The organism is Helicobacter sp. 219-2, from assembly GCF_030053225.1.
Taxonomy (GTDB): Bacteria; Campylobacterota; Campylobacteria; order Campylobacterales; family Helicobacteraceae; genus Helicobacter; species Helicobacter pylori_C.
The window spans coordinates 1,182,281-1,202,325 of record NZ_JASGBS010000001.1; the positions used below are offsets into that span (position 1 = coordinate 1,182,281).

Genomic DNA, 20,045 nt, shown 5'->3' on the forward strand with positions numbered 1-20,045 from the left:
TTTAATGGTAGTTTAACATGCTTAGATGTAAAACGAGCTTATAAGAGCGTTTTTAAAAAGCGTTCAACTTGCTTATTTAAATCTTTTAAACTGGAGCTGTTGTCTATAATATAATCGCTCATGGCGCGTTTTTGCTCTATATCCATTTGACAAGCCAAGCGCTGCAAGATTTCAGCTTCTTTGAGTTTGTCTCGCTCTAAAAGGCGCTCAATTTGTAAGGCCCTAGGCGCATAGATTAAAACCACTTTACTCACAGGATAGCATTTTTTACCCCCCACTTCAAAAAATAAAGGGATGTCTAAAAAATACGCTTGATGATTCTTCTCTAATTCATAGGCTTTTTGAAGCATGCATTCACGGATTAAGGGGTGTAAAAAATCCTCTAGCCATTTTAACTCATTAGCGTTTTGAAACACAATCGCGCCAAGTTTTTTTCTGTTTAAAATACCCTTTTCTAAAATATCTGATCCAAAATGTTGGACGATTTCAAACCGGTGCTCTTGCAATAATTGGTGGGCGATCTTATCCGCATCTAAAATTTGATAACCTTGCGATTCTAATATTTTAATGGTGGTGCTTTTACCGGTGCCTATCCCCCCTGTTAGAGCGATAGCGTTTTTTAAAACCATTTTAAGATTTGATATTGTCTTTAAAGACTTCTTGTAAATTTTTAGGCAAAGCGAATGCAGCCCTATGAATGTCTTCGTTATAGTATCTCACGCTTTTTAGCGCTTCTATTTTTGATACCATTAAATCTTTTAAGGGGTGGGTTTTAAAAGAAGCGTAAATATAACCCTTATTGCTCAAAATCCTTAAAGGCGCTACAAAAGGCATGGCAACAGAAAAAAACTCGCCCATGTTTTTAAGGGCGTTTTGCATGCTCACATGCTCTAATAATGGGTGTTTGGCTACAGAAATAAACACCCCATCTTCTTTAAGCATTCTTTTTAAACCATCCATTTGATGAATATCCGGCTCTTGCAAGCAAAGAATCAAATCGTATTTCTTAATGTCTAAATCTAAGAGTTGTTTAGCGTGCGTGAAATTCTTGTTGTTTTTCACTTCATGGAAATGGGGGAAAAAACTAATGAAGCTGTCTAAAATCTTTTCATCCGCTTGCACAAAATCTATATGCGTGTCGTATTTAAAAAGCTGGTGGGCTAATTCCAAATCAAACCCATCCACAATCAAAACCTCTTTAAGCTCTTTCTTGGTGCAACCCCCCATATGAGCGAGCAACTCGCTTTCAATGTGCAAAAAATTCTTAAACAGCAACTGGCAATTAAGCATCGCAATTTCGCCAAAATCCTTAGATTTAAAAATCTCTAAGATATTATGCTCGCTTCTAACATCTAATAATTTCGCTTCTATGGTATATTCTTTACGCAAATACGGCGTGATTTCTTGGGTGATCCACATAAACACTCCTTAGCTTACTTTTTAACAATATCCATGCCTTTGAAATGCTAACATGCTACCCAAAAAATCTAAATTATTGTAACAAAAGCCTAGCTTTGGCATTCTAAAAAAAGTTCCGTATCGCTCTTAAAACGCTCTTTTTTAAAATCCAAATCAATACTGATGGCTTTATGCTGGCTGTCTAATTTATCGGTTGAATGCTTTTTTAACACCATTTGACACTTGTGAATCTCAATGGCATCTAAAGCCTTATCCCCTATCGTATAAAGATCATCGCTCTTTTTTTCTAAGAGAAAGGATTCATAAAAAGGCCTTAAACTCAAATCGCTGTTATTGGTGGTATAAACATACGAAGAAATTTTGCCCTTAAATTGCACGATTTGCGTTTTAGTGTCATTAAAAGTGAAAGTTTGGATCTGGCGATCTTTATTGTTTTGATCTTTTAAAAAACGCTTCAAGGATTTGGATTTGATTTTTATCAGCCATTGATCCCCTTCTTTACTCATAACAATATCCCCATCCTTTAGGGGGTAGAAATTTTGTTGGGAATATTCAATAAGCTTTGGATCTTTTGTTTTTCTTTTTGGTTTGTAAAGGAACGGGTTTTTTGTATCGTTATTGGCAGTGTTAGTATTAGACTCATTTTGGTTTAAGGGCGGGTTTTTTGTATCGTTATCGCTTGGCTCATCCAATAAAATCACAGAAGTTTCGGGGTTAAAAGAATCGTCTCCATCTTTAGTCAGTTGGACAAAAGCGTCTCTTTCTTCTGTAGGCTGATGCACCATGTTTTTTAAAAAAATCGTTTCGCTAAAGACTTCATAATCCGAATCCACATAGCTAGGGCGTTTAGAGCCGTCATTTTCTTGCTCTTGGGCTTTTTTTTGCAACTGGATAAACCTCTCTTGCGAGCAAGCTAAAAAGCCTATTAAAACCACTACTACCACGCCTATTTTTTTGACTAAAAACAACGCTAGACCCTTATTTAAGCTTTAAATAACTATAATATTGTAATCTAATTTTGATTAAAGTGAAACTACAAGTAAAATGAATACAAGCCATAAAACTTTAAAAACCATTGCGATTTTAGGCCAGCCTAATGTGGGGAAAAGCTCGTTATTTAACCGCTTAGCTAGAGAAAGGATCGCTATCACTTCAGATTTTGCAGGCACTACACGAGACATTAACAAACGAAAAATCGCATTGAATGGCCATGAAGTGGAATTGCTAGATACAGGGGGCATGGCCAAAGACGCTCTTTTGTCTAAAGAAATCAAAGCCCTTAATTTAAAAGCCGCTCAAATGAGCGATTTGATTTTATATGTTGTGGATGGCAAGTCTATCCCTAGCGATGAAGATCTTAAGCTTTTTAGAGAGGTTTTTAAAACCAACCCTAACTGCTTTTTAGTGATCAATAAAATTGATAACGACAAAGAAAAAGAGCGAGCTTATGCGTTTTCTTCTTTTGGCATGCCAAAGAGTTTTAACATTTCCGTTTCGCACAACAGAGGTATTAGCGCCTTAATTGATGCGATATTGAGTGCACTAAATTTAAATCAAATCATAGAGCAGGATTTGGATGCGGATATTTTAGAAAGCCTAGAAAATAACGCACCAAAAGAAGAAACTAAAGAAGAAGAGATCATTCAAGTAGGCATCATTGGGAGGGTGAATGTGGGCAAAAGCTCGCTCTTAAACGCGCTCACGAAAAAAGAAAGAAGCCTTGTTTCTAGCGTGGCTGGCACTACCATTGACCCCATAGATGAAACCATTCTCATAGGCGATCAAAAAATTTGCTTTGTGGATACCGCTGGCATCAGGCACAGGGGTAAAATTTTAGGCATTGAAAAATACGCGCTAGAACGCACGCAAAAAGCCTTAGAGAAATCCCACATCGCGCTTTTAGTTTTAGACGTGAGCGCTCCTTTTGTGGAATTAGACGAAAAGATCAGCTCCTTAGCGGACAAACACTCTTTAGGCATCATTCTTATTTTAAACAAATGGGACATCCGCTACGCCCCTTATGAAGAGATCATGGCGACTTTAAAAAGGAAATTCCGCTTTTTAGAATACGCCCCTGTTATCACAACCAGTTGCTTAAAAGCGCGCCATATAGATGAAATCAAGCATAAAATCATAGAAGTCTATGAGTGTTTTTCCAAACGCATTCCCACGAGCTTGCTCAATAGCGTGATCAATCAAGCCACCCAAAAACACCCCTTACCAAGCGATGGAGGGAAATTAGTGAAAGTGTATTACGCTACGCAATTTGCCACCAAACCCCCTCAAATCTCTCTTATAATGAATCGCCCTAAAGCCTTGCATTTCAGTTACAAACGCTATTTGATCAACACCTTAAGGAAAGAATTTAATTTTTTAGGCACGCCTTTAATCCTTAACGCTAAAGATAAAAAAAGCGCCCAACAAAATTAAATTTTTTATGCGTTAAACCCCCTTAAAAAAGCGTTTTTGCTTGATTTATCTTTAGGATTTGATTATAATTACCGCTCAATCGTCAAGCTAAGCGAACAATCGCTTGGTTTTGGCATCTATTAGAAAAGGGGTTATCCACATGAACAAAGCGGAATTTATTGATTTGGTTAAAGAAGCGGGTAAATACAACAGCAAAAGAGAAGCCGAAGAAGCGATCAGTGCCTTTATTCTAGCGGTAGAAACGGCTTTAAGCAAGGGTGAAAGCGTGGAGTTGGTTGGTTTTGGCAAATTTGAGACCGCAGAGCAAAAAGGCAAAGAAGGTAAAGTGCCAGGAAGCGATAAAACTTATAAAACTGAAGACAAACGAGTGCCTAAATTCAAACCCGGCAAAATCCTTAAACAAAAAGTTGAAGAAGGCAAGTAAATCTGATCCACTCAGCAAGGGGCTTATTAACAGGTTGTAAGTTTCTTGCTTTCTTATGTCCTTGTAGCTCAGCTGGATAGAGCGTATGATTCCTAATCGTAAGGTCGTGGGTTCGAATCCCGCCAAGGACACCACTCGCATTATTTTTACTATCATAGGAATTTAAAAAAAATTTTATTTTATTTCTTATCCTATTTAAAAAATATTCAAAGCATTTTTTACAATTAAAAAGATCTTGAAAAAAGCAAGCCATAACCTCTTAAAAAAGTGCTTTTTAGGGGGTTTTTAGTTGTGGGTTGTAGGGGAATTTTTCAAAATACCCCCTACCCCCTTAAGAAAATGAATTTAAAAATCAAACTTAAAAAATGAATTTTATCATCAAATAAAACCTTAAAACGATAAAATCAAGCCATTAAAATCCCTTTTTTAAAAAAATAAATCATAATCCCCTAGACTTTAAATTAAAACCCACTAGCCTTATAAGATTAGTGAGAATATCCGCATGACAAATCCCTTCAAAAATGATATAATAGACTTGATAAACTCATTTTAAGGAAAATGCCCATGCGTTTGCACACTGCCTTTTTTGGTATTAATTCATTGCTTGTTGCCTCTCTTTTGATAAGTGGTTGCAGTCTTTTTAAAAAGCGTAACACCAATGCGCAGCTAATCCCCCCTTCAGCTAACGGCTTGCAAGCCCCCATTTATCCCCCAACCAATTTCACCCCCAGAAAGAGCATTCAGCCTCTCCCAAGCCCTCGCCTTGAGAATAACGATCAGCCCATCATTAGCTCTAATCCCACTAACGCTATCCCTAACACCCCCATTCTCACGCCTAATAATGTCATTGAATTGAACGCGGTGGGCATGGGTGTGGCTCCAGAATCCACCATTTCGCCCTCTCAAGCCCTAGCTTTGGCCAAACGAGCGGCTATTGTTGATGGCTACCGCCAATTGGGTGAAAAAATGTATGGTATTAGAGTGAACGCTCAAGACACCGTCAAAGACATGGTTTTACAAAATTCCGTGATTAAAACTAGAGTCAATGCCCTCATTCGTAACGCTGAAATCACTGAAACCATCTATAAAGACGGCTTGTGTCAAGTCAGCATGGAGCTTAAATTAGACGGCAGGATTTGGTATCGTATTTTGAGCGGAGCGAGAGGATAAACCCTCTTACTCTATAATCATGCGGTATTTTAGAAGCGCTTTTTTATTATTTTTCATGACGCTTTTTTTTGTCTCTTGCTCCAAGCACCCTTTTTCTAAGCAAACCCCCAAAACTAGGGAGCAAATCAGACAAGAAGAAGCCAATAAAAAAAGAGAAGAGACTTTGAATGCCTTGCGCCAATTCAGGCTTATTTATATTAACACGCCGGTTTTTCGCTTTTATGATTACGGCACGATTAAAACCGATAAAGACCATAATATTGAAGTAACCCTTTACAAGCTCAGCCAAAGAGTGGGCGATATTTATATGACTAAAAGAAACATTTGTTTTAGCCAAAAATGTTCGGCTAAATGGATTGCTGCAAGGGATTTGTTTGGTAAAGTGAGCTATGGGGATTTGTTTGATGATATTGTTTTAGGGAGGGATATTTTTAAGGGCTTAGGGAAACGCCACTTAACCCCTGAATACGTGATCCAAAGGTTTCAAAAAAGCGGGGAAATTATCCTTTATGAAAGAAAAAATGGCCTGATTTCTTTCCAGAATTTGACGCAAAAAATTGCTATTAGGATTGAACCCTATGAGCCTTCTTTGCAAGATTTAGAAGATAATGAAAACGCTGACAGCGAGCTTCAATGAAAAACTTTTCCCCACTCTATTATTTTAAAAAGCTCAAAAAACGCCATTTAATCGCTCTGAGCCTGCCCTTGCTTTCTTATGCCAATGGTTTTAAAATCCAAGAGCAAAGCCTAAATGGCACGGCTTTAGGCTCGGCGTATGTCGCTGGGGCTAGGGGGGCTGATGCTTCCTTTTACAACCCGGCGAATATGGGCTTTACTAACGATTGGGGCGAAAACAGAAGCGAATTTGAAATGACCACTACCGTGATCAATATCCCAGCCTTTAGCTTTAAAGTCCCTACGACTAATCAAGGCTTGTATTCGGTTACGAGTTTAGAAATTGATAAAAGCCAACAAAATATTTTAGGCATCATCAACACTATAGGGCTTGGCAATATCCTTAAAGCGCTTGGCAATACGGCCGCTACCAATGGCTTGCAACAAGCTTTCAATCGTGTTCAAGGGCTTATGAATCTAACCAATCAAAAAGTCGTAACCCTCGCTTCATCGCCTGACACTCAAATCGTGAATGGCTGGACAGGAACGACTAATTTTGTTTTACCCAAATTCTTTTATAAAACGCGCACGCATAACGGCTTCACTTTTGGGGGGAGTTTTACCGCTCCTAGTGGGTTGGGCATGAAATGGAATGGTAAAGGGGGGGAATTTTTGCATGATGTTTTCATTATGATGGTAGAGCTTGCCCCTAGCATGAGCTATACTGTTAATAAGCGCTTTTCCGTGGGCGTGGGCTTAAGGGGGCTTTATGCGACTGGAAGCTTTAATAACACCGTTTATGTGCCTTTAGAGGGCACTTCGGTTTTGAGCGCAGAGCAAATTTTAAATTTACCCAACAATGTTTTTGCCGATCAAGTGCCAAGCAACATGATGACTTTATTAGGCAATATTGGCTACCAACCCGCGCTTAATTGCCAAAAAGCCGGTGGGGATATGAGCGATCAAAGCTGTCAAGAGTTTTATAACGGCTTGAAAAAAATCATGGGTTATAGCGGTTTAGTGAAAGCGAGCGCGAATCTTTATGGCACGACTCAAGTCGTGCAAAAATCTAACGGGCAAGGCGTATCGGGGGGCTATAGAGTGGGTTCGAGTTTGCGCATCTTTGATCATGGCATGTTTTCTGTGGTGTATAATTCTTCAGTTACATTCAATATGAAAGGCGATCTGGTGGCTATCACAGAGCTTGGCCCTTCTTTAGGGAGCGTTTTGACTAAAGGCAGCTTGAATATCAATGTTTCACTCCCCCAAACCCTAAGCCTAGCCTACGCCCACCAATTTTTTAAAGACCATTTAAGAATAGAGGGGGTGTTTGAGCGCACTTTTTGGAGTCAAGGGAATAAATTTTTAGTAACCCCTGATTTTGCGAACGCCACTTACAAGGGCTTGAGCGGAACGGTGGCTTCACTAGACTCTGAGACGCTTAAAAAAATGGTAGGTTTAGCGAATTTTAAAAGCGTGATGAACATGGGGGCTGGCTGGAGGGACACCAACACTTTTAGATTAGGGGTAACTTACATGGGCAAAAGCTTGCGTTTAATGGGCGCTTTCAATTACGATCAAGCCCCAAGCCCCCAAGATGCGATAGGCATTCCGGACTCTAATGGCTATACCGTGGCTCTTGGGACTAAATACAATTTTAGAGGCTTTGATTTAGGCGTAGCGGGGAGTTTCACTTTTAAAAGCAACCGCTCTAGTTTGTATCAATCCCCAACCATTGGGCAATTGAGAATCTTTAGCGCCTCTTTAGGCTATCGCTGGTAAGAAAAAGAAAAAACATGCTAGATAATCAAACGATTTTAATCACCGGCGGCACTGGGAGTTTTGGTAAACGCTTTGCGCGTAAAGTTTTAGACACCACCAACGCTAAAAAGATCATTGTTTATAGCCGAGATGAATTAAAGCAAAGCGAAATGGCAATGGAATTTAATGATCCTAGGATGCGTTTTTTTATCGGCGATGTGAGGGATTTAGAACGCTTGAATTACGCTTTAGAGGGCGTGGATATTTGTATCCATGCGGCCGCGCTCAAGCATGTGCCCATCGCTGAATACAACCCCCTAGAATGCATTAAAACCAATATCATGGGAGCGAGCAATGTGATTAACGCATGCCTAAAAAATGAAGTGAGCCAGGTCATCGCTCTAAGCACCGATAAGGCCGCTAACCCCATTAACCTCTACGGCGCAACCAAATTGTGCAGCGACAAGCTCTTTGTGAGCGCGAATAACTTTAAAGGCTCTTCTCAAACGCAATTTAGCGTGGTGCGTTATGGTAATGTGGTGGGGAGTCGTGGGAGCGTGGTGCCGTTTTTTAAAAAACTAGTCCAAAACAAAGCGAGTGAAATCCCCATTACCGATATCCGCATGACACGATTTTGGATCACTTTAGATGAGGGGGTTTCTTTTGTGCTTAAAAGCTTGAAAAGAATGCATGGGGGTGAAATTTTTGTGCCTAAAATCCCTAGCATGAAAATGACTGATCTCGCTAAAGCCCTAGCCCCCAATACCCCTACTAAAATCATCGGCATTCGCCCAGGCGAAAAACTCCATGAAGTGATGATCCCTAAAGATGAAAGCCATTTAGCCCTAGAATTTGAAGACTTTTTTATCATTCAGCCCACTATAAGCTTCCAAACGCCTAAAGATTACACGCTCACCAAACTCCACGAAAAAGGCCACAAAGTCGCCCCTGATTTTGAATACAGCAGCCATACTAACAGCCAATGGCTAGAGCCTGATGATTTATTAAAATTGCTATGAATTTTTTAGAAGATTTATTTTACCCCTTAAGATTATTAGAAAACAAGCACATTTTATTGCTCGTGAGCGGATCTATTGCGGCGTATAAATCCCTAGAATTAGTGCGTTTGTTGTTTAAAAGCGGGGCTAGTGTTCAAGTGGTGATGAGTAAGGGCGCGAAAAAATTTGTTACGCCCTTAAGCTTTGAAGCCTTGAGCCATCACAAAGTCTTGCATGATCATAATGAAAAATGGTATTACAACCACCAAAACGCATTGCACCATAACCACATCGCATGCGCTGCTAATGCTGATTTACTCATCTTTGCCCCCTTAAGCGCTAACAGCCTGTCTAAAATCGCTCACGCTTTGGCGGATAATATCATAAGCGCGACTTTTTTAGCTTGCGTTTCCCCTAAAATCCTAGCCCCTAGCATGAACACTAACATGCTCAATTCCCCTATCATTCAAAGCCATTTGAAACGCTTGAAAGATTTCAACCATATTATTTTAGACACGCAAAACGGCCTTTTAGCATGCGATACTAAAGGCGATGGAGCGATGGCTGAGCCTTTAGAAATCCTTTTTAAAGCCGCTCAAACGCTTTTAAAAGACGCTTATTTTGAAAACAGAGAAGTCATAATCATGGGCGGGGCGAGCGTGGAAAAGATTGACAGCGTTAGAGTTATTAGCAATCTTTCTAGCGGGATTCAAGCGAGCGCTTTGGCTTTAGCGTTATATTTTAAGGGAGCCAAAGTGACTTTGATTGCATCAAGCTTCCCTACCCCTTTGCCTAAAGAAATCGCAAGCGTTTCTGTTAGCGACACCGCTTCTTATGAAAACGCCTTAAATAACGCCGCTAACAATTTGCAAAAACATGCCTTAAAACCCCTACTCTTCAATTTAGCCGCCATTAGCGATTATGTGCCTAAAACTTCTTTTAACTATAAGCTTAAAAAAAGCGAAATCGGCGAAACCCTAAACGTTGAATGCGTTCAAAATAAGGATTTACTGGCTTCTGTCAATCCTAATCAATTCGTTAAAATCGGTTTTAAAGCCGAAGACGATCAACAAAACGCCATCAAAAACGCTCAAAATCTTTTAAAACCTTCTCAAGATAACGGCAAGGATTGCTCCATGGTCGCTTTGAATCTCATTAAAGATTCACGCCCTTTTGGCTCATTAGAGAATGAATTGTGGCTCTTTAGCCATCATAAAACCCAAAAAATCCCTTCTATGAATAAATTAGAAGCGGGCTTTAAAATCCTTGATTTTATCAAAGACAACGCCCTTTAATGCTAGAAGCCCTAAACGCCATAAACCAACTTAACGCTCTTCATTCCAAAAACGCTGCGCACCATTTTAACGCTACCTTACCCATTCTTTTAAAGGTTTTAGAAAAACAAGATAAAGATCTTTTCCTTTTGCAAGTGGGTAATAGGATTATCCCCACCAAAAGCGAACAGGAATTAAAAATCAATCAGCCTTATTTTGCAACCATGCAAAGAAACCAACTGGGCGATATTGTGCTTAAAAATTTAGTGCCTGCCCCAAAAATTTTAGACGCATTGGACGATTTGAGCGCCCTTGAAATGAAAAAAATCAAAGAAATATTGAGCGCTAAAGACAATACCCCCTTAAAAGAATATAAAGAACTTTTGAGTGAAAAATTAATCCATGCTAAAAATCCGCAAGAGTTTTTGAATACGGCCAACATGCTTTTAAGCTTGCAATCGCGGGTGTTAAGCTTTGTAGTTGAAAACGAACGCAAAAAAGCCTTTTTGCAAGTGAAAGCCAAAAAACAAAGCGTTGATTTTTACGCTCTGTATCCTAATTTGGGCGAAATTGGTGGCGTTATTTATTTAAAGGAACAAGAAAAACAGCTTTTTTTAAAAACCACCCTCCAAAGGACTAAAGAAATTTTAAAAGAGGCTCAAAACACCCTTTTAGGCTTCTCTTGCGTGGAAATTGTGTGCGAAAAAACCCCCATGCTTTTTGCCTTTGAAGAGCGTTTATTGGACACGCTGGGGTAGAAAAATTTGGGATTTTAGAATCCCTCACGCATTTTTTAAAAGTTTTCCAACCGCTAAGGCTTTATCTTTGGCTTGCGCAATCGCGCTAATGACTGCGATACCCCCATATTCGCGCAATTTTGAAGCGTTATGCGTCGTGATTCCCCCAATCGCTACAAGGGGTTTTTTTACCCCGCTATCTTTTATTTTTTTTAAAAGCTCTACGCCTACAACTTGCTTGTCTTTTTTAGATTGTGTGGGAAAAATAGGGCCTACCCCAAAATAGGCTATAGCGTCTAAATGGCGCGCTTTTAGGGCTTGCTCTAAAGTATTGACGCTCAAACCTATAAAAAGGCGTTTTTTGCATAAAGCCATTACCTCTTCTATAGCCATGTCTTCTTGCCCCACATGCACGCCATCAGCCTTTAATTCTAGCGCGAGTTTTACCTCATCATTGACAATAAAAGGCGTGCCGTATTTTTGGCATAATTTTTGACACTTTAGGGCTAATTGTTTGATCTCAATAGGATCTTGTAGGGCTAAATCGCCTTTTTGGCGGAATTGAAACGCTGTGATTTTAGATTCTAAAGCTAATTCTAAAGCGTCTAAAAGCGCGTTTATCCTATCGTTTTTGCCGCCCTTTATGTGGTAGAAATCTTGCGAGCCAGCCACAAACATGAGTTTCAAACAATTCGCATCAAACAAGCTTTTTAACACTCCATAAATTCAAAGGCCCATGCCCATGCCCAATGTTTAAGGGGTTTTGAATGATGGTAGTTAAAAGCTCTTTAGCCTTTGTGATAGCGTTTTTTAAATCCAACCCTTGAGCGAGTAAGCCCACAATCAAGCTAGACAGAACACAACCCGTGCCATGCGTGTTTTTCGTGTTAAAGCGCTTGGCGTTTAGGATAAATTCAATATCTTCTAAAAACACCCAATCGTTGCTAAATTCCCCTTGAAAATGCTCTGTATGCCCCCCTTTAATCACAGCGTTTTTAACGCCTAAATCCCTTAAAATACCCATCGCTTTTGAAGCGCTTTTGTTATCTCGCACTTGAACGCCTGTGAGCGCAAAAACTTCAGGGAGGTTAGGGGTTAGTAAATCGGTTGTAGGTAAAAGGCGTTTTTTTAAGCTTAAAATCGCTTCTTCTTCTAAAAGCAAAGCCCCATTCTTTGCCACCATCACCGGATCTAAAACGCACCACCCAAAATCGCATGTTTTTAAAGTGTCTGCCACGCATTCAATGATTTGAGCGTTGCATAACGCTCCCATTTTGAACGCTTTGATAGAAAAATCATCTCTAATGGCTAAGATTTGCGCCCTCACGCTCTCAACGCTCAACGGATAAACCCCATGCACGCCCTGTGTGTTTTGCGCGGTGATGCAAGTGATCACGCTTGTCCCAAAGACGCCCAAAGTTTGGAACGCTTTCAAATCGGCCTGTATCCCAGCGCCCCCACCGCTATCGCTACCGGCAATGCTTAAAACTTGCGGGTAAATTTTCACAACTCTTCCTTAATAAGGCTATTTTCTAACTTTATGGGCAAACTCAAAGCGTCTAAAAAATAAAACAAGAACGAACCATTAGAGCCGTTATTTTCTAACACCTTTTTTTGTGCATTAAAAGCGGCTTGTTTATAAAGCGCACAAAGTTGCACCATAGAATCTAAGGGGTCTTTTTTCAAACTTAAAAAGCTCGCGCACGCTGCTGTATGCAAACACCCAGCCCCAGTAATGAGCGCTAAATACTCACTCCCCCCAGTAATACTAAAAACTTTTTTCCCATCGCTCACATAATCTGTTTTACCCGTCATTACCGCTATCACAGAATATTTTTGAGCCGCTAGTTTGACTATTTCTATAGGCATGCTGGCATGATGAGAGTCTAGCCCCTTACTTCCGCATGAAATGCCCACTAAAGAGCCTAATTCTGCAGCATTACCCCTAAGAACGCTAATCCCTTCGCTTTCTAAAAGCTCTAAACTGGTGTCATGGCGTAAAGCGCTCGCTGAGCACCCCACAGGATCTAACACAATGGGTTTATTCAAAGCCTTGTAATGTTTGATCGCCTCTTTAGCGCATAAAATGGTGCGTTCATTGAGAGTGCCAATATTGATAGCGAGCGCGTCAGAAATTTTTGCCAAATCTTGCATTTCAGCAATGGCATCACTCATTAAAGGCGATGCCCCTAAGGCTAACAAACCATTAGCCACGAATTGCGCCACCACATAATTGGTGATATTATGCACTAAGGGGCGTTTTTGGCGTAACTCTTTTAACATTATAAACCTCCTCAAACTTTCTTTTATTTTACAAAAAAAATCCATTAAGCGGCGCTGTCTTTGAGTTGTAATGTGAGAGCGTTCAAAAATGAACTATTTTTCATTAATCTCATCTTTTTTAACCCCATTTTTCTTAAATATAGAACTGGTGAGATCACAAAAGCGGTGGAAAAAACGAGAAAGGCTTGCAGCGACTTTTTCTTTCACCTCTTGATAGCGCGAATTTTTGTCAAACCTGGAGGGTTTTTCTTTAATGATTTTAGGGAATTCCGTCCCGCTGAAGCTGATTTCGCCCCCTTTAAAGGCATGCTGCATGAATAAATAGGCTTTTTCTTCATTCAAGCGGTTTTCTTCTATGAGTTTTTGGAATTCCTCTTCTCTTTTTTGGTGGATGTAATCTTGAAAATACGCATGGACTTCTTGGTCTTTGTTGTATTTGTCAATGAAATCCATGATCAAATCTTTTTTATTCCTTAACTCTATGCTGGAGTTGATGATCGGCTCTATTTTGGTTTTAACGCCTTGAATTTCTACCCCCTGCTCTTTAGCGAACTCTTCAATCAAATTCAAAATATAGTCAATATTGACTTCCACTTGCTTAATGAGTTCAATTTCAAAAATCAAATCGTCGTTAATCTCTTCTTTATCCCTCCCTTTTTCTGGCCTCATTTCATCGTAAAAATCAAGGTATTTGCTTTGATAGTCTTGAAAATCCCTGGGGTTGATGTAATCGTCTTTTTTAAAATTTTCAAAGCTGTTTAAAATATTTTCTAATTTCAAAATCTTGCCAAAAAGCTTAATGAAATCCTTTTTCTGGCTTTCTGAAATAATCGGCTCTTTTAAGGGAAATTCTCTTAAAAGCCTTTCAATCAAACCCTCATAGCCCTCGTATTCCTTATTATTATCCGTGTAGCCTTTCAAATAATCTTCATATTTTCTTAACAGCGCAATAGATTGAGCGTCCTTGTTGCCAAAAAGCATGAGAGCGTCATTTAAATCCTGCTCTAAATCCCTAAAACACACGATATTCCCATGCGTTTTAACGCTATCTAAAATGCGGTTTGCGCGTGAAAAAGCCTGAATTAGCCCATGGTATTTCAAATTTTTATCCACCCAAAGGGTGTTGAGCCTTGTAGCGTCAAACCCGGTCAAAAACATATTAACCACCATTAAAAGATCGATTTCACGATCTTTCACTTTTTGAGAAAGATCCTTATAATAGCTTTGGAATTTTTGATCCGAAGTGTCAAAAGAAGTTTTAAACATCCCATTATAATCCGCAATCGCGCCCTCTAAAAAATCCCTTGAGCTTTTATCTAATCCGTTAGCGCTTTCATTGTTTTCATCTTCTAACATGTCAAGTTCTTCATTAGCGCTATAGCTAAAAATGGTAGCGATTTTAAGGTCGTGTTTTTCTTCTTTAAAAGCCATATAGTATTTTTTCAGCGCTTCTATACTAGAGCATGCCAGAATGGAATTGAATTTTTTATTTTTAGTGGCTTGATTGAAACGCTCTAAAATGCATTTAGCGATTTCTTTGATCCTCCTAGTGTCCAAAAGGGCGTTTTTTTCATCAACCGCTCTAACCTTATTGTCTATAATGCCCTCTTTAGCTTTAATGGTATTGTGGTATTCCACTCTAAAAGGCAAAACATTTTTATCCCTGATCGCATCAATAATGGTGTATTGGTGGAGGCAATTCCCAAATTTCTGCTCTGTCGTGCCTAAAGGGTTGTTTTTGTCGCAATTTTGTGCAAAAATGGGCGTGCCTGTGAATCCAAAAAGGTGGTATTTTTTAAACGCTTTAGTGATGGCTTGATGCATGGAGCCTAACTGACTCCTATGGCATTCATCAAAAATCATCACCACTTCTTCATTAAAAATCGCATGCCCTTTAAGGTGGGATTTAACGAATTTGTCTAATTTTTGGATCGTGGTGATAATGATTTTAGCGTTAGAATCTTCAAGCTGTTCTTTTAAAATCTTGGTGCTTGTGTTGGAATTAGCGCAATCTTTTTGGAATTTATCGTATTCTTTCATGGTTTGATAGTCTAAATCCTTCCTATCCACCACAAACAAAACTTTTGAAACGCTCTCTAATTCTTTAGCCAACGCCGCACTTTTAAAGCTCGTTAAGGTTTTACCGCTCCCTGTCGTGTGCCAGATATAGCCTTTGCTTTGATTTTTCGTTTTACTATTTTGCGCGACCTTGATTTTTTCTAAAATCCTTTCGGCTGCTACGATTTGATAAGGCCGCATCACCAATAAAACCTCATCGCTTGTGAAAACGCAATAGCGCGTTAAAACATTCAAAAGGCTGTGTTTTGCAAAAAACGACCGGGCAAAATCCATTAAATCTTCAATATTGTTATTCTTGCTATCCGCCCAATAATTCGTGAATTCAAAAGTATCAGCTTTATGGTTTTTTTCCAGCTGGGCTATTCTTGTGGTGTTTGAATAGTATTTAGAGCTCGTGCCGTTACTGATAACAAAAATCTGTACAAACTCAAAAAGCCCGTCTTCAGCGCTAAAACTATCCCTTTGATAGCGCTTGATTTGATTGAACGCCTCTCTAATCGCTACGCCTCTTCTTTTCAATTCCACATGCACTAAAGGCAAGCCATTCACAAGGACACTCACATTATAGCGGTTCTCATACTTCCCCCCTTTAGTGCTGTATTGGTGGATCACTTGCAAGGCGTTTTTATGGATATTTTTCTTATCAATGATTTTAATGTTTTTGATTTTCCCGTTCTCAAGGGTTAGGTTAAAAATCGGATCTTCTTGGATTTTTCTCGTTTTAGCCTTATAGTCATCGTTTTTATTAGCGATGAATTGAGAATAAAGAGTGTCCCATTCTTTAGGCGTGAAATGATAATCGTTAAGCTTTTCTAACTGCTCTTTTAAATTGTCTTTTAATTCTTGTTCTTTGTGGATTTTTTTAAATTCATAGCCTTGTTTTTGTAAAAGCTTAATAAACGCCCTTTCTAGCTCTGCTTCGCTCTCATAAGCGCTCTTTTTTTCATTATCGCTATGATACTCAGCCATCACAGTGCTTTCATTGCTTTCTGCGATAATCTCATAACTCATGTTATTCCTTTTAAAAAATATTTCAAATTCTTTTTACGCAAGCTCTTTTATTATTGGTTGTAAAAACGCTTTTAGTATTTTTTAACTTCTTTATGGGGGGTTAGGGGTTTGAAGGTCAGTAGTTTTTCTCGGTAGTATTCGTATTGCTTTTTTCGGGCTTTTATTTCAGCTGGGATACCGGCTAATAAATCGGTGGTTAGAGTTGAAAATTGATCCAAAATCTTAACGATCTCTTGTTGGATTTCTAGGGGTGGGATGGGGATTGTTAGGGGTGGGATGGGGATTGTTATTTGAGAAAGTAATTGCTTTGAAACATTGAAGCGTGTTACACCATTAGCAACTTTTGAAATATTTTTCCTAAAATTGTAGTCTCTTAAAAAATGTTTCAGAAACGATGGATTAAATAAATTCTCATCAAAAAATCTAAAACCAAAACAAAAACTATTAAGATAAATATCTTTTTCAATCTTTTGAGTAACTACGCAAGACATCGCACAATCCTCTAAATTTTCAGATGAACCAGTAAAAAGCACATCGCCCAATTGAATTGTATTTTGTTTTTCTTTATCCCCTATTTGAACGCTTTCTAAAGCATTTAGATCTAATTGTGGATTATTAAAAACATTGACATAAGGAACATAAAATTTATTCCCTTGAGAGAAAGATTTTTTACTTTTTCCAACAAGTCCACTATAAAATTCCCCAATATCCCCCAATTTCCTAAACTCCACCCCCTTAGGCGCTAAAGTTTGGAGTAAGGTTTGTAAGCGTTTAGGGTAGGTTTTTGCGCTCATTTTTGCGTCTTTGTGGCTTTGATTGGCGTCCTTAAAGTCTAAAAGCATGTTTTGGTAATACTCATATTGCTTTTTTCGCGCTTTTAATTCTGTGTTTAATTCTGTGTTTAATTCTGTGTTTAATTCTGTGAAAGCGTCCAAAATCTTAACGATCTCTTGTTGGACTTCTAGGGGTGGGATGGGGATTGTTAAAGTTTCAATATCTGCTTTATTGAGTGCGGGGATACTGCCACGAGAAACAAGGTTCTCCATAATTTGGATTTCATTAGTTTTGAGATAAAAGTATAAAAATTTTGTTAAAAGCTCGTTAGTATCTTTAACTTTATAGGGATAACATAGACCCCCTGCAAAAAATTTTTCATTGAAGTAGTTTATAAATCCTGCATATTCTCCCCTAGATGCAATAGTTATATTTTCTCCATCATTGTTAAAATCATGGTAATAACCATACAAATCCCTCCCTGAATTTATCACTGGATACATTCCCTTATTTTTTACTTCGCTCACTTCGCTTATTTTGAGTGTTTTTTTATTTGTGCTTTCACACACCTCCCCCAATTTCCTAAACTCCACCCCCTTAGGCGCTAAAGTTTGGAGTAAGCGCTCTATTTTATGCATTTTGCCCTTCTTCTAACTCTTTGATGATAGATTCAAGGCTGTTCCTTAAAGCGCTTTGTTTTTCTACGATTTGAGAAATCTCAGCATTGAGCGCCTTAATGTCAATAATCTCTTTAGTGTCTTCTTGCTCCACATAGCGATTCACGGAAAGGTTGTAATCGTTTTCTTTGATTCGCTCCATACTCACTAGGGCGCAAAAATGCTTGATTGCTTTCCTTTCCGTATAAGTTTTTAAAATCTTTTCTCGGTTGTGCGCTTTGAGCTTGTTTTTCTTGCCTTCTTTGACAAATTCCTTACTCGCATCAATAAAAAGCGTGGTGTCGTCTTGTTTGTTTTTCTTAAGCACTAAAATACAAGTAGCGATACTCGTTCCAAAAAAGAGGTTGTCTGGTAAAGCGATCACGCAGTCAATGAAATTTTCTTTGACTAAATATTCTCTGATTTTTGCTTCAGCATTCCCTCTATAAAGCACCCCCGGGAATTCCACGATCGCAGCCGTGCCGCTATTGGATAAATAAGAAAGCATGTGCATGGTGAAAGCGAGATCGGCGGCGTTTTTGGGCGCTAGCACACCGGCTTTGCTAAAGCGCTCATCGTTGATTAAAATAGGGCTTTTATCGCCCTCCCATTTAGTGGAATAAGGAGGGTTGGAAACGATCGCGTCAAAAGGCTCATCGTCTTCATGTTTTGGGTCTAAAAGCGTGTCCCCATGCGCTATATGGAATTTAGAGTAATTGATGTCATGCAAAAACATATTGATGCGGCAAAGGTTGTAAGTGGTCAGGTTGATTTCTTGCCCAAAATACCCTTTTGAAACATTTTTATCGCCCAACACTTTAGAAAATTGTAAGAGTAAGCTTCCGCTCCCACAGCATGGATCATAAACTTTATTGACGCTCTCTTGGTTGTGCAGGGCGATTTTAGCGAGCAGTTCGCTCACTTCTTGGGGGGTGAAAAATTCCCCTCCGCTTTTGCCGGCATTGCTCGCATACATGGTCATTAAATATTCATAAGCGTCGCCAAAAACATCAATCCCGCTTTTTTGGTAATCGCCTAATTGCATGTCCCCTATGGCTTCAAGGATTTTAGTCAGTTTTGCAACCCTTTTTTTATGAGAGCTCCCTAATTTATTGCTATTGACATCTAAATCCGCAAACAAGCCTTTGACATTTTCTTCTGATTTAAACCCAAGGCTAGATTTTTCTATTTCGTTAAAAATATTTTGTAAGGTTACATTGAGATCTTCGTTATGGGGCGCGTTTTTTAGCACATTACAAAATAAAGCGCTTGGCGGAATGAAAAAGCCTTTTTCTTCAATCAGGCCTTCTTTTGCGCCTCCGGCTTCTTCATCGCTTAATAAAGCGTAATCAAAACTCGGATCGCGCTTTCGCTCTTCTTTATTGATGTAATGAGCCATGTTCTCTGAAATGTAGCGGTAAAAAAGAATGCCTAAAACATACTGCTTAAAATCCCAGCCATCCACTGAGCCTCTCAATTCGTTAGCCACTTTCCAAATGGTGTTGTGCAATTCGTTGCGCTCTAGTGAAGAAGATTTATTTGCTTGAGTGTTTTTGTTTTCCATGATAATAAGCCCCTTTTTTGTGTTAGTTGGCGTTTTTAGCGCACCACTTAAAGGTTTCATTATATCAAAGAATATTATTTTTTATTCCCTGTATTTCCCATGCGTTTTGTGCGGAAAATAAGCTATAATTGCCTCTTTGAAAATCATTTTAAAAGGGGTTTGATGGTATTTGACAGAACAATAAGTGTAAGAGAAAAAAAAGCGGCTAAAACGCTTGGGATTGTGGGGGTGGTCTTTTTTATTTTGTTTGGCATCGTGATAAGCGGGGTGGCTTTTCAAAAAGAGTGGGTGCAACAATTGGATTTATTTTTTATAGACTTGATCCGCAACCCTGCCCCCATTCAAGGGAGTGCGTGGCTTTCTTTCGTGTTTTTTAGCACATGGTTTGCGCAAAGCAAGCTCACCACTCCTATAGCCTTACTCATTGGCTTGTGGTTTGGGTTTCAAAAACGCATCGCTTTAGGGGTGTGGTTTTTCTTTAGCATCTTATTAGGTGAATTCACCTTAAAATCCCTTAAGCTTTTAGTGGCGCGCCCACGGCCTATAACCAATGGCGAATTGGTTTTTGCACATGGCTTTAGTTTCCCTAGCGGGCATGCTTTAGCTTCAGCGCTTTTTTACGGCTCTTTAGCGTTGTTGTTATGCTATTCTAACGCCAGTAATCGCATTAAAACGATTATTGCTGTGGTTTTACTTTTTTGGATTTTTTTAATGGCGTATGACAGGGTTTATTTAGGGGTGCATTACCCTAGCGATGTTTTAGGAGGATTTTTATTAGGGATTGCTTGGTCATGCTGTTCTTTAGCGCTTTATTTGGGGTTTTTGAAACGCCCCTACAAAACCGCTTAAA

At 39.1% G+C, this 20,045-nt stretch carries 18 protein-coding genes and 1 tRNA gene; 10 read left to right on the forward strand and 9 right to left on the reverse strand.

Translation table 11 applies throughout. The features are described 5' to 3' along the window. Positions 1-38: 38 nt before the first annotated feature. The 3 genes from coaE to P6280_RS05795 all read right to left on the reverse strand — a co-directional run bounded on the left by coaE (position 39) and on the right by P6280_RS05795 (position 2,387). Complete coding sequence (gene coaE, locus P6280_RS05785) at positions 39-629, reverse strand: dephospho-CoA kinase (RefSeq protein WP_283237246.1); 591 nt, start codon at positions 627-629, stop codon at positions 39-41. A 1-nt stretch (position 630) separates the two neighbouring features. Then, a complete protein-coding gene (locus tag P6280_RS05790; protein ID WP_283237247.1) occupies positions 631-1,419 on the reverse strand; it encodes a spermidine synthase in 789 nt (262 codons plus the stop codon). An 89-nt stretch (positions 1,420-1,508) separates the two neighbouring features. Continuing rightward, complete coding sequence (locus P6280_RS05795; RefSeq protein WP_283237248.1) at positions 1,509-2,387, reverse strand: hypothetical protein; 879 nt, start codon at positions 2,385-2,387, stop codon at positions 1,509-1,511. 76 nt (positions 2,388-2,463) lie between these two features. Between P6280_RS05795 and der the strand changes: the two genes are divergently transcribed. The 9 genes from der (at position 2,464) to P6280_RS05840 (ending at position 10,849) form a co-directional block, all read left to right on the forward strand. Continuing rightward, on the forward strand, positions 2,464-3,849 hold the full coding sequence (der, locus tag P6280_RS05800; protein ID WP_231215056.1) for a ribosome biogenesis GTPase Der: 1,386 nt from the start codon (positions 2,464-2,466) through the stop codon (positions 3,847-3,849). Between the two features lie 139 nt (positions 3,850-3,988). Further along, on the forward strand, positions 3,989-4,273 hold the full coding sequence (locus P6280_RS05805; protein ID WP_001029072.1) for an HU family DNA-binding protein: 285 nt from the start codon (positions 3,989-3,991) through the stop codon (positions 4,271-4,273). A 57-nt stretch (positions 4,274-4,330) separates the two neighbouring features. After that, a tRNA-Arg gene (locus P6280_RS05810) sits at positions 4,331-4,407 on the forward strand. 430 nt (positions 4,408-4,837) lie between these two features. Then, positions 4,838-5,443: an LPP20 family lipoprotein gene (locus tag P6280_RS05815; RefSeq protein ID WP_001236600.1), complete on the forward strand. Its 606-nt coding sequence runs from the start codon at positions 4,838-4,840 to the stop codon at positions 5,441-5,443. Between the two features lie 19 nt (positions 5,444-5,462). After that, positions 5,463-6,080, forward strand: coding sequence for an HP0838 family lipoprotein (locus P6280_RS05820; protein ID WP_001268719.1), 618 nt, complete (start codon positions 5,463-5,465; stop codon positions 6,078-6,080). Continuing rightward, complete coding sequence (locus tag P6280_RS05825; protein WP_283237249.1) at positions 6,077-7,840, forward strand: OmpP1/FadL family transporter; 1,764 nt, start codon at positions 6,077-6,079, stop codon at positions 7,838-7,840. Before P6280_RS05820 ends, P6280_RS05825 begins: the two co-directional genes overlap by 4 nt. Before the next feature lie 14 nt (positions 7,841-7,854). Beyond that, positions 7,855-8,838: a UDP-N-acetylglucosamine 4,6-dehydratase (inverting) gene (gene pseB / locus P6280_RS05830; protein ID WP_140597904.1), complete on the forward strand. Its 984-nt coding sequence runs from the start codon at positions 7,855-7,857 to the stop codon at positions 8,836-8,838. Continuing rightward, complete coding sequence (coaBC, locus tag P6280_RS05835; protein WP_283237250.1) at positions 8,835-10,112, forward strand: bifunctional phosphopantothenoylcysteine decarboxylase/phosphopantothenate--cysteine ligase CoaBC; 1,278 nt, start codon at positions 8,835-8,837, stop codon at positions 10,110-10,112. Before pseB ends, coaBC begins: the two co-directional genes overlap by 4 nt. Beyond that, positions 10,112-10,849, forward strand: coding sequence for a hypothetical protein (locus P6280_RS05840; protein ID WP_283237251.1), 738 nt, complete (start codon positions 10,112-10,114; stop codon positions 10,847-10,849). The genes coaBC and P6280_RS05840 overlap by 1 nt, the downstream gene beginning before the upstream one ends. Positions 10,850-10,873: 24 nt before the next feature. Here P6280_RS05840 and thiE read toward each other — a convergent pair whose 3' ends face one another. The 6 genes from thiE to P6280_RS05870 all read right to left on the reverse strand — a co-directional run bounded on the left by thiE (position 10,874) and on the right by P6280_RS05870 (position 19,195). Next, a complete protein-coding gene (thiE, locus tag P6280_RS05845; protein WP_283237252.1) occupies positions 10,874-11,533 on the reverse strand; it encodes a thiamine phosphate synthase in 660 nt (219 codons plus the stop codon). After that, positions 11,526-12,335 (reverse strand): bifunctional hydroxymethylpyrimidine kinase/phosphomethylpyrimidine kinase, encoded by an 810-nt coding sequence (gene thiD / locus P6280_RS05850; protein ID WP_283237253.1) that lies wholly within the window; start codon positions 12,333-12,335, stop codon positions 11,526-11,528. The genes thiE and thiD overlap by 8 nt, the downstream gene beginning before the upstream one ends. Further along, positions 12,332-13,111, reverse strand: a complete 780-nt coding sequence (gene thiM / locus P6280_RS05855) for a hydroxyethylthiazole kinase (protein ID WP_283237254.1) — start codon at positions 13,109-13,111, stop codon at positions 12,332-12,334. Before thiM ends, thiD begins: the two co-directional genes overlap by 4 nt. A 93-nt stretch (positions 13,112-13,204) precedes the next feature. After that, positions 13,205-16,201, reverse strand: a complete 2,997-nt coding sequence (locus P6280_RS05860; RefSeq protein ID WP_283237255.1) for an HsdR family type I site-specific deoxyribonuclease — start codon at positions 16,199-16,201, stop codon at positions 13,205-13,207. 71 nt (positions 16,202-16,272) lie between these two features. Continuing rightward, positions 16,273-17,613, reverse strand: a complete 1,341-nt coding sequence (locus tag P6280_RS05865; RefSeq protein ID WP_283237256.1) for a restriction endonuclease subunit S — start codon at positions 17,611-17,613, stop codon at positions 16,273-16,275. Next, positions 17,606-19,195 (reverse strand): type I restriction-modification system subunit M, encoded by a 1,590-nt coding sequence (locus tag P6280_RS05870; RefSeq protein WP_283237257.1) that lies wholly within the window; start codon positions 19,193-19,195, stop codon positions 17,606-17,608. Before P6280_RS05870 ends, P6280_RS05865 begins: the two co-directional genes overlap by 8 nt. Positions 19,196-19,357: 162 nt before the next feature. On the opposite strand from P6280_RS05870, the gene P6280_RS05875 reads away from it, so the two are divergent. After that, entirely contained in the window at positions 19,358-20,044 is a 687-nt protein-coding gene (locus P6280_RS05875) for a phosphatase PAP2 family protein (protein ID WP_283237258.1), read from the forward strand. Position 20,045 lies beyond the last annotated feature (1 nt).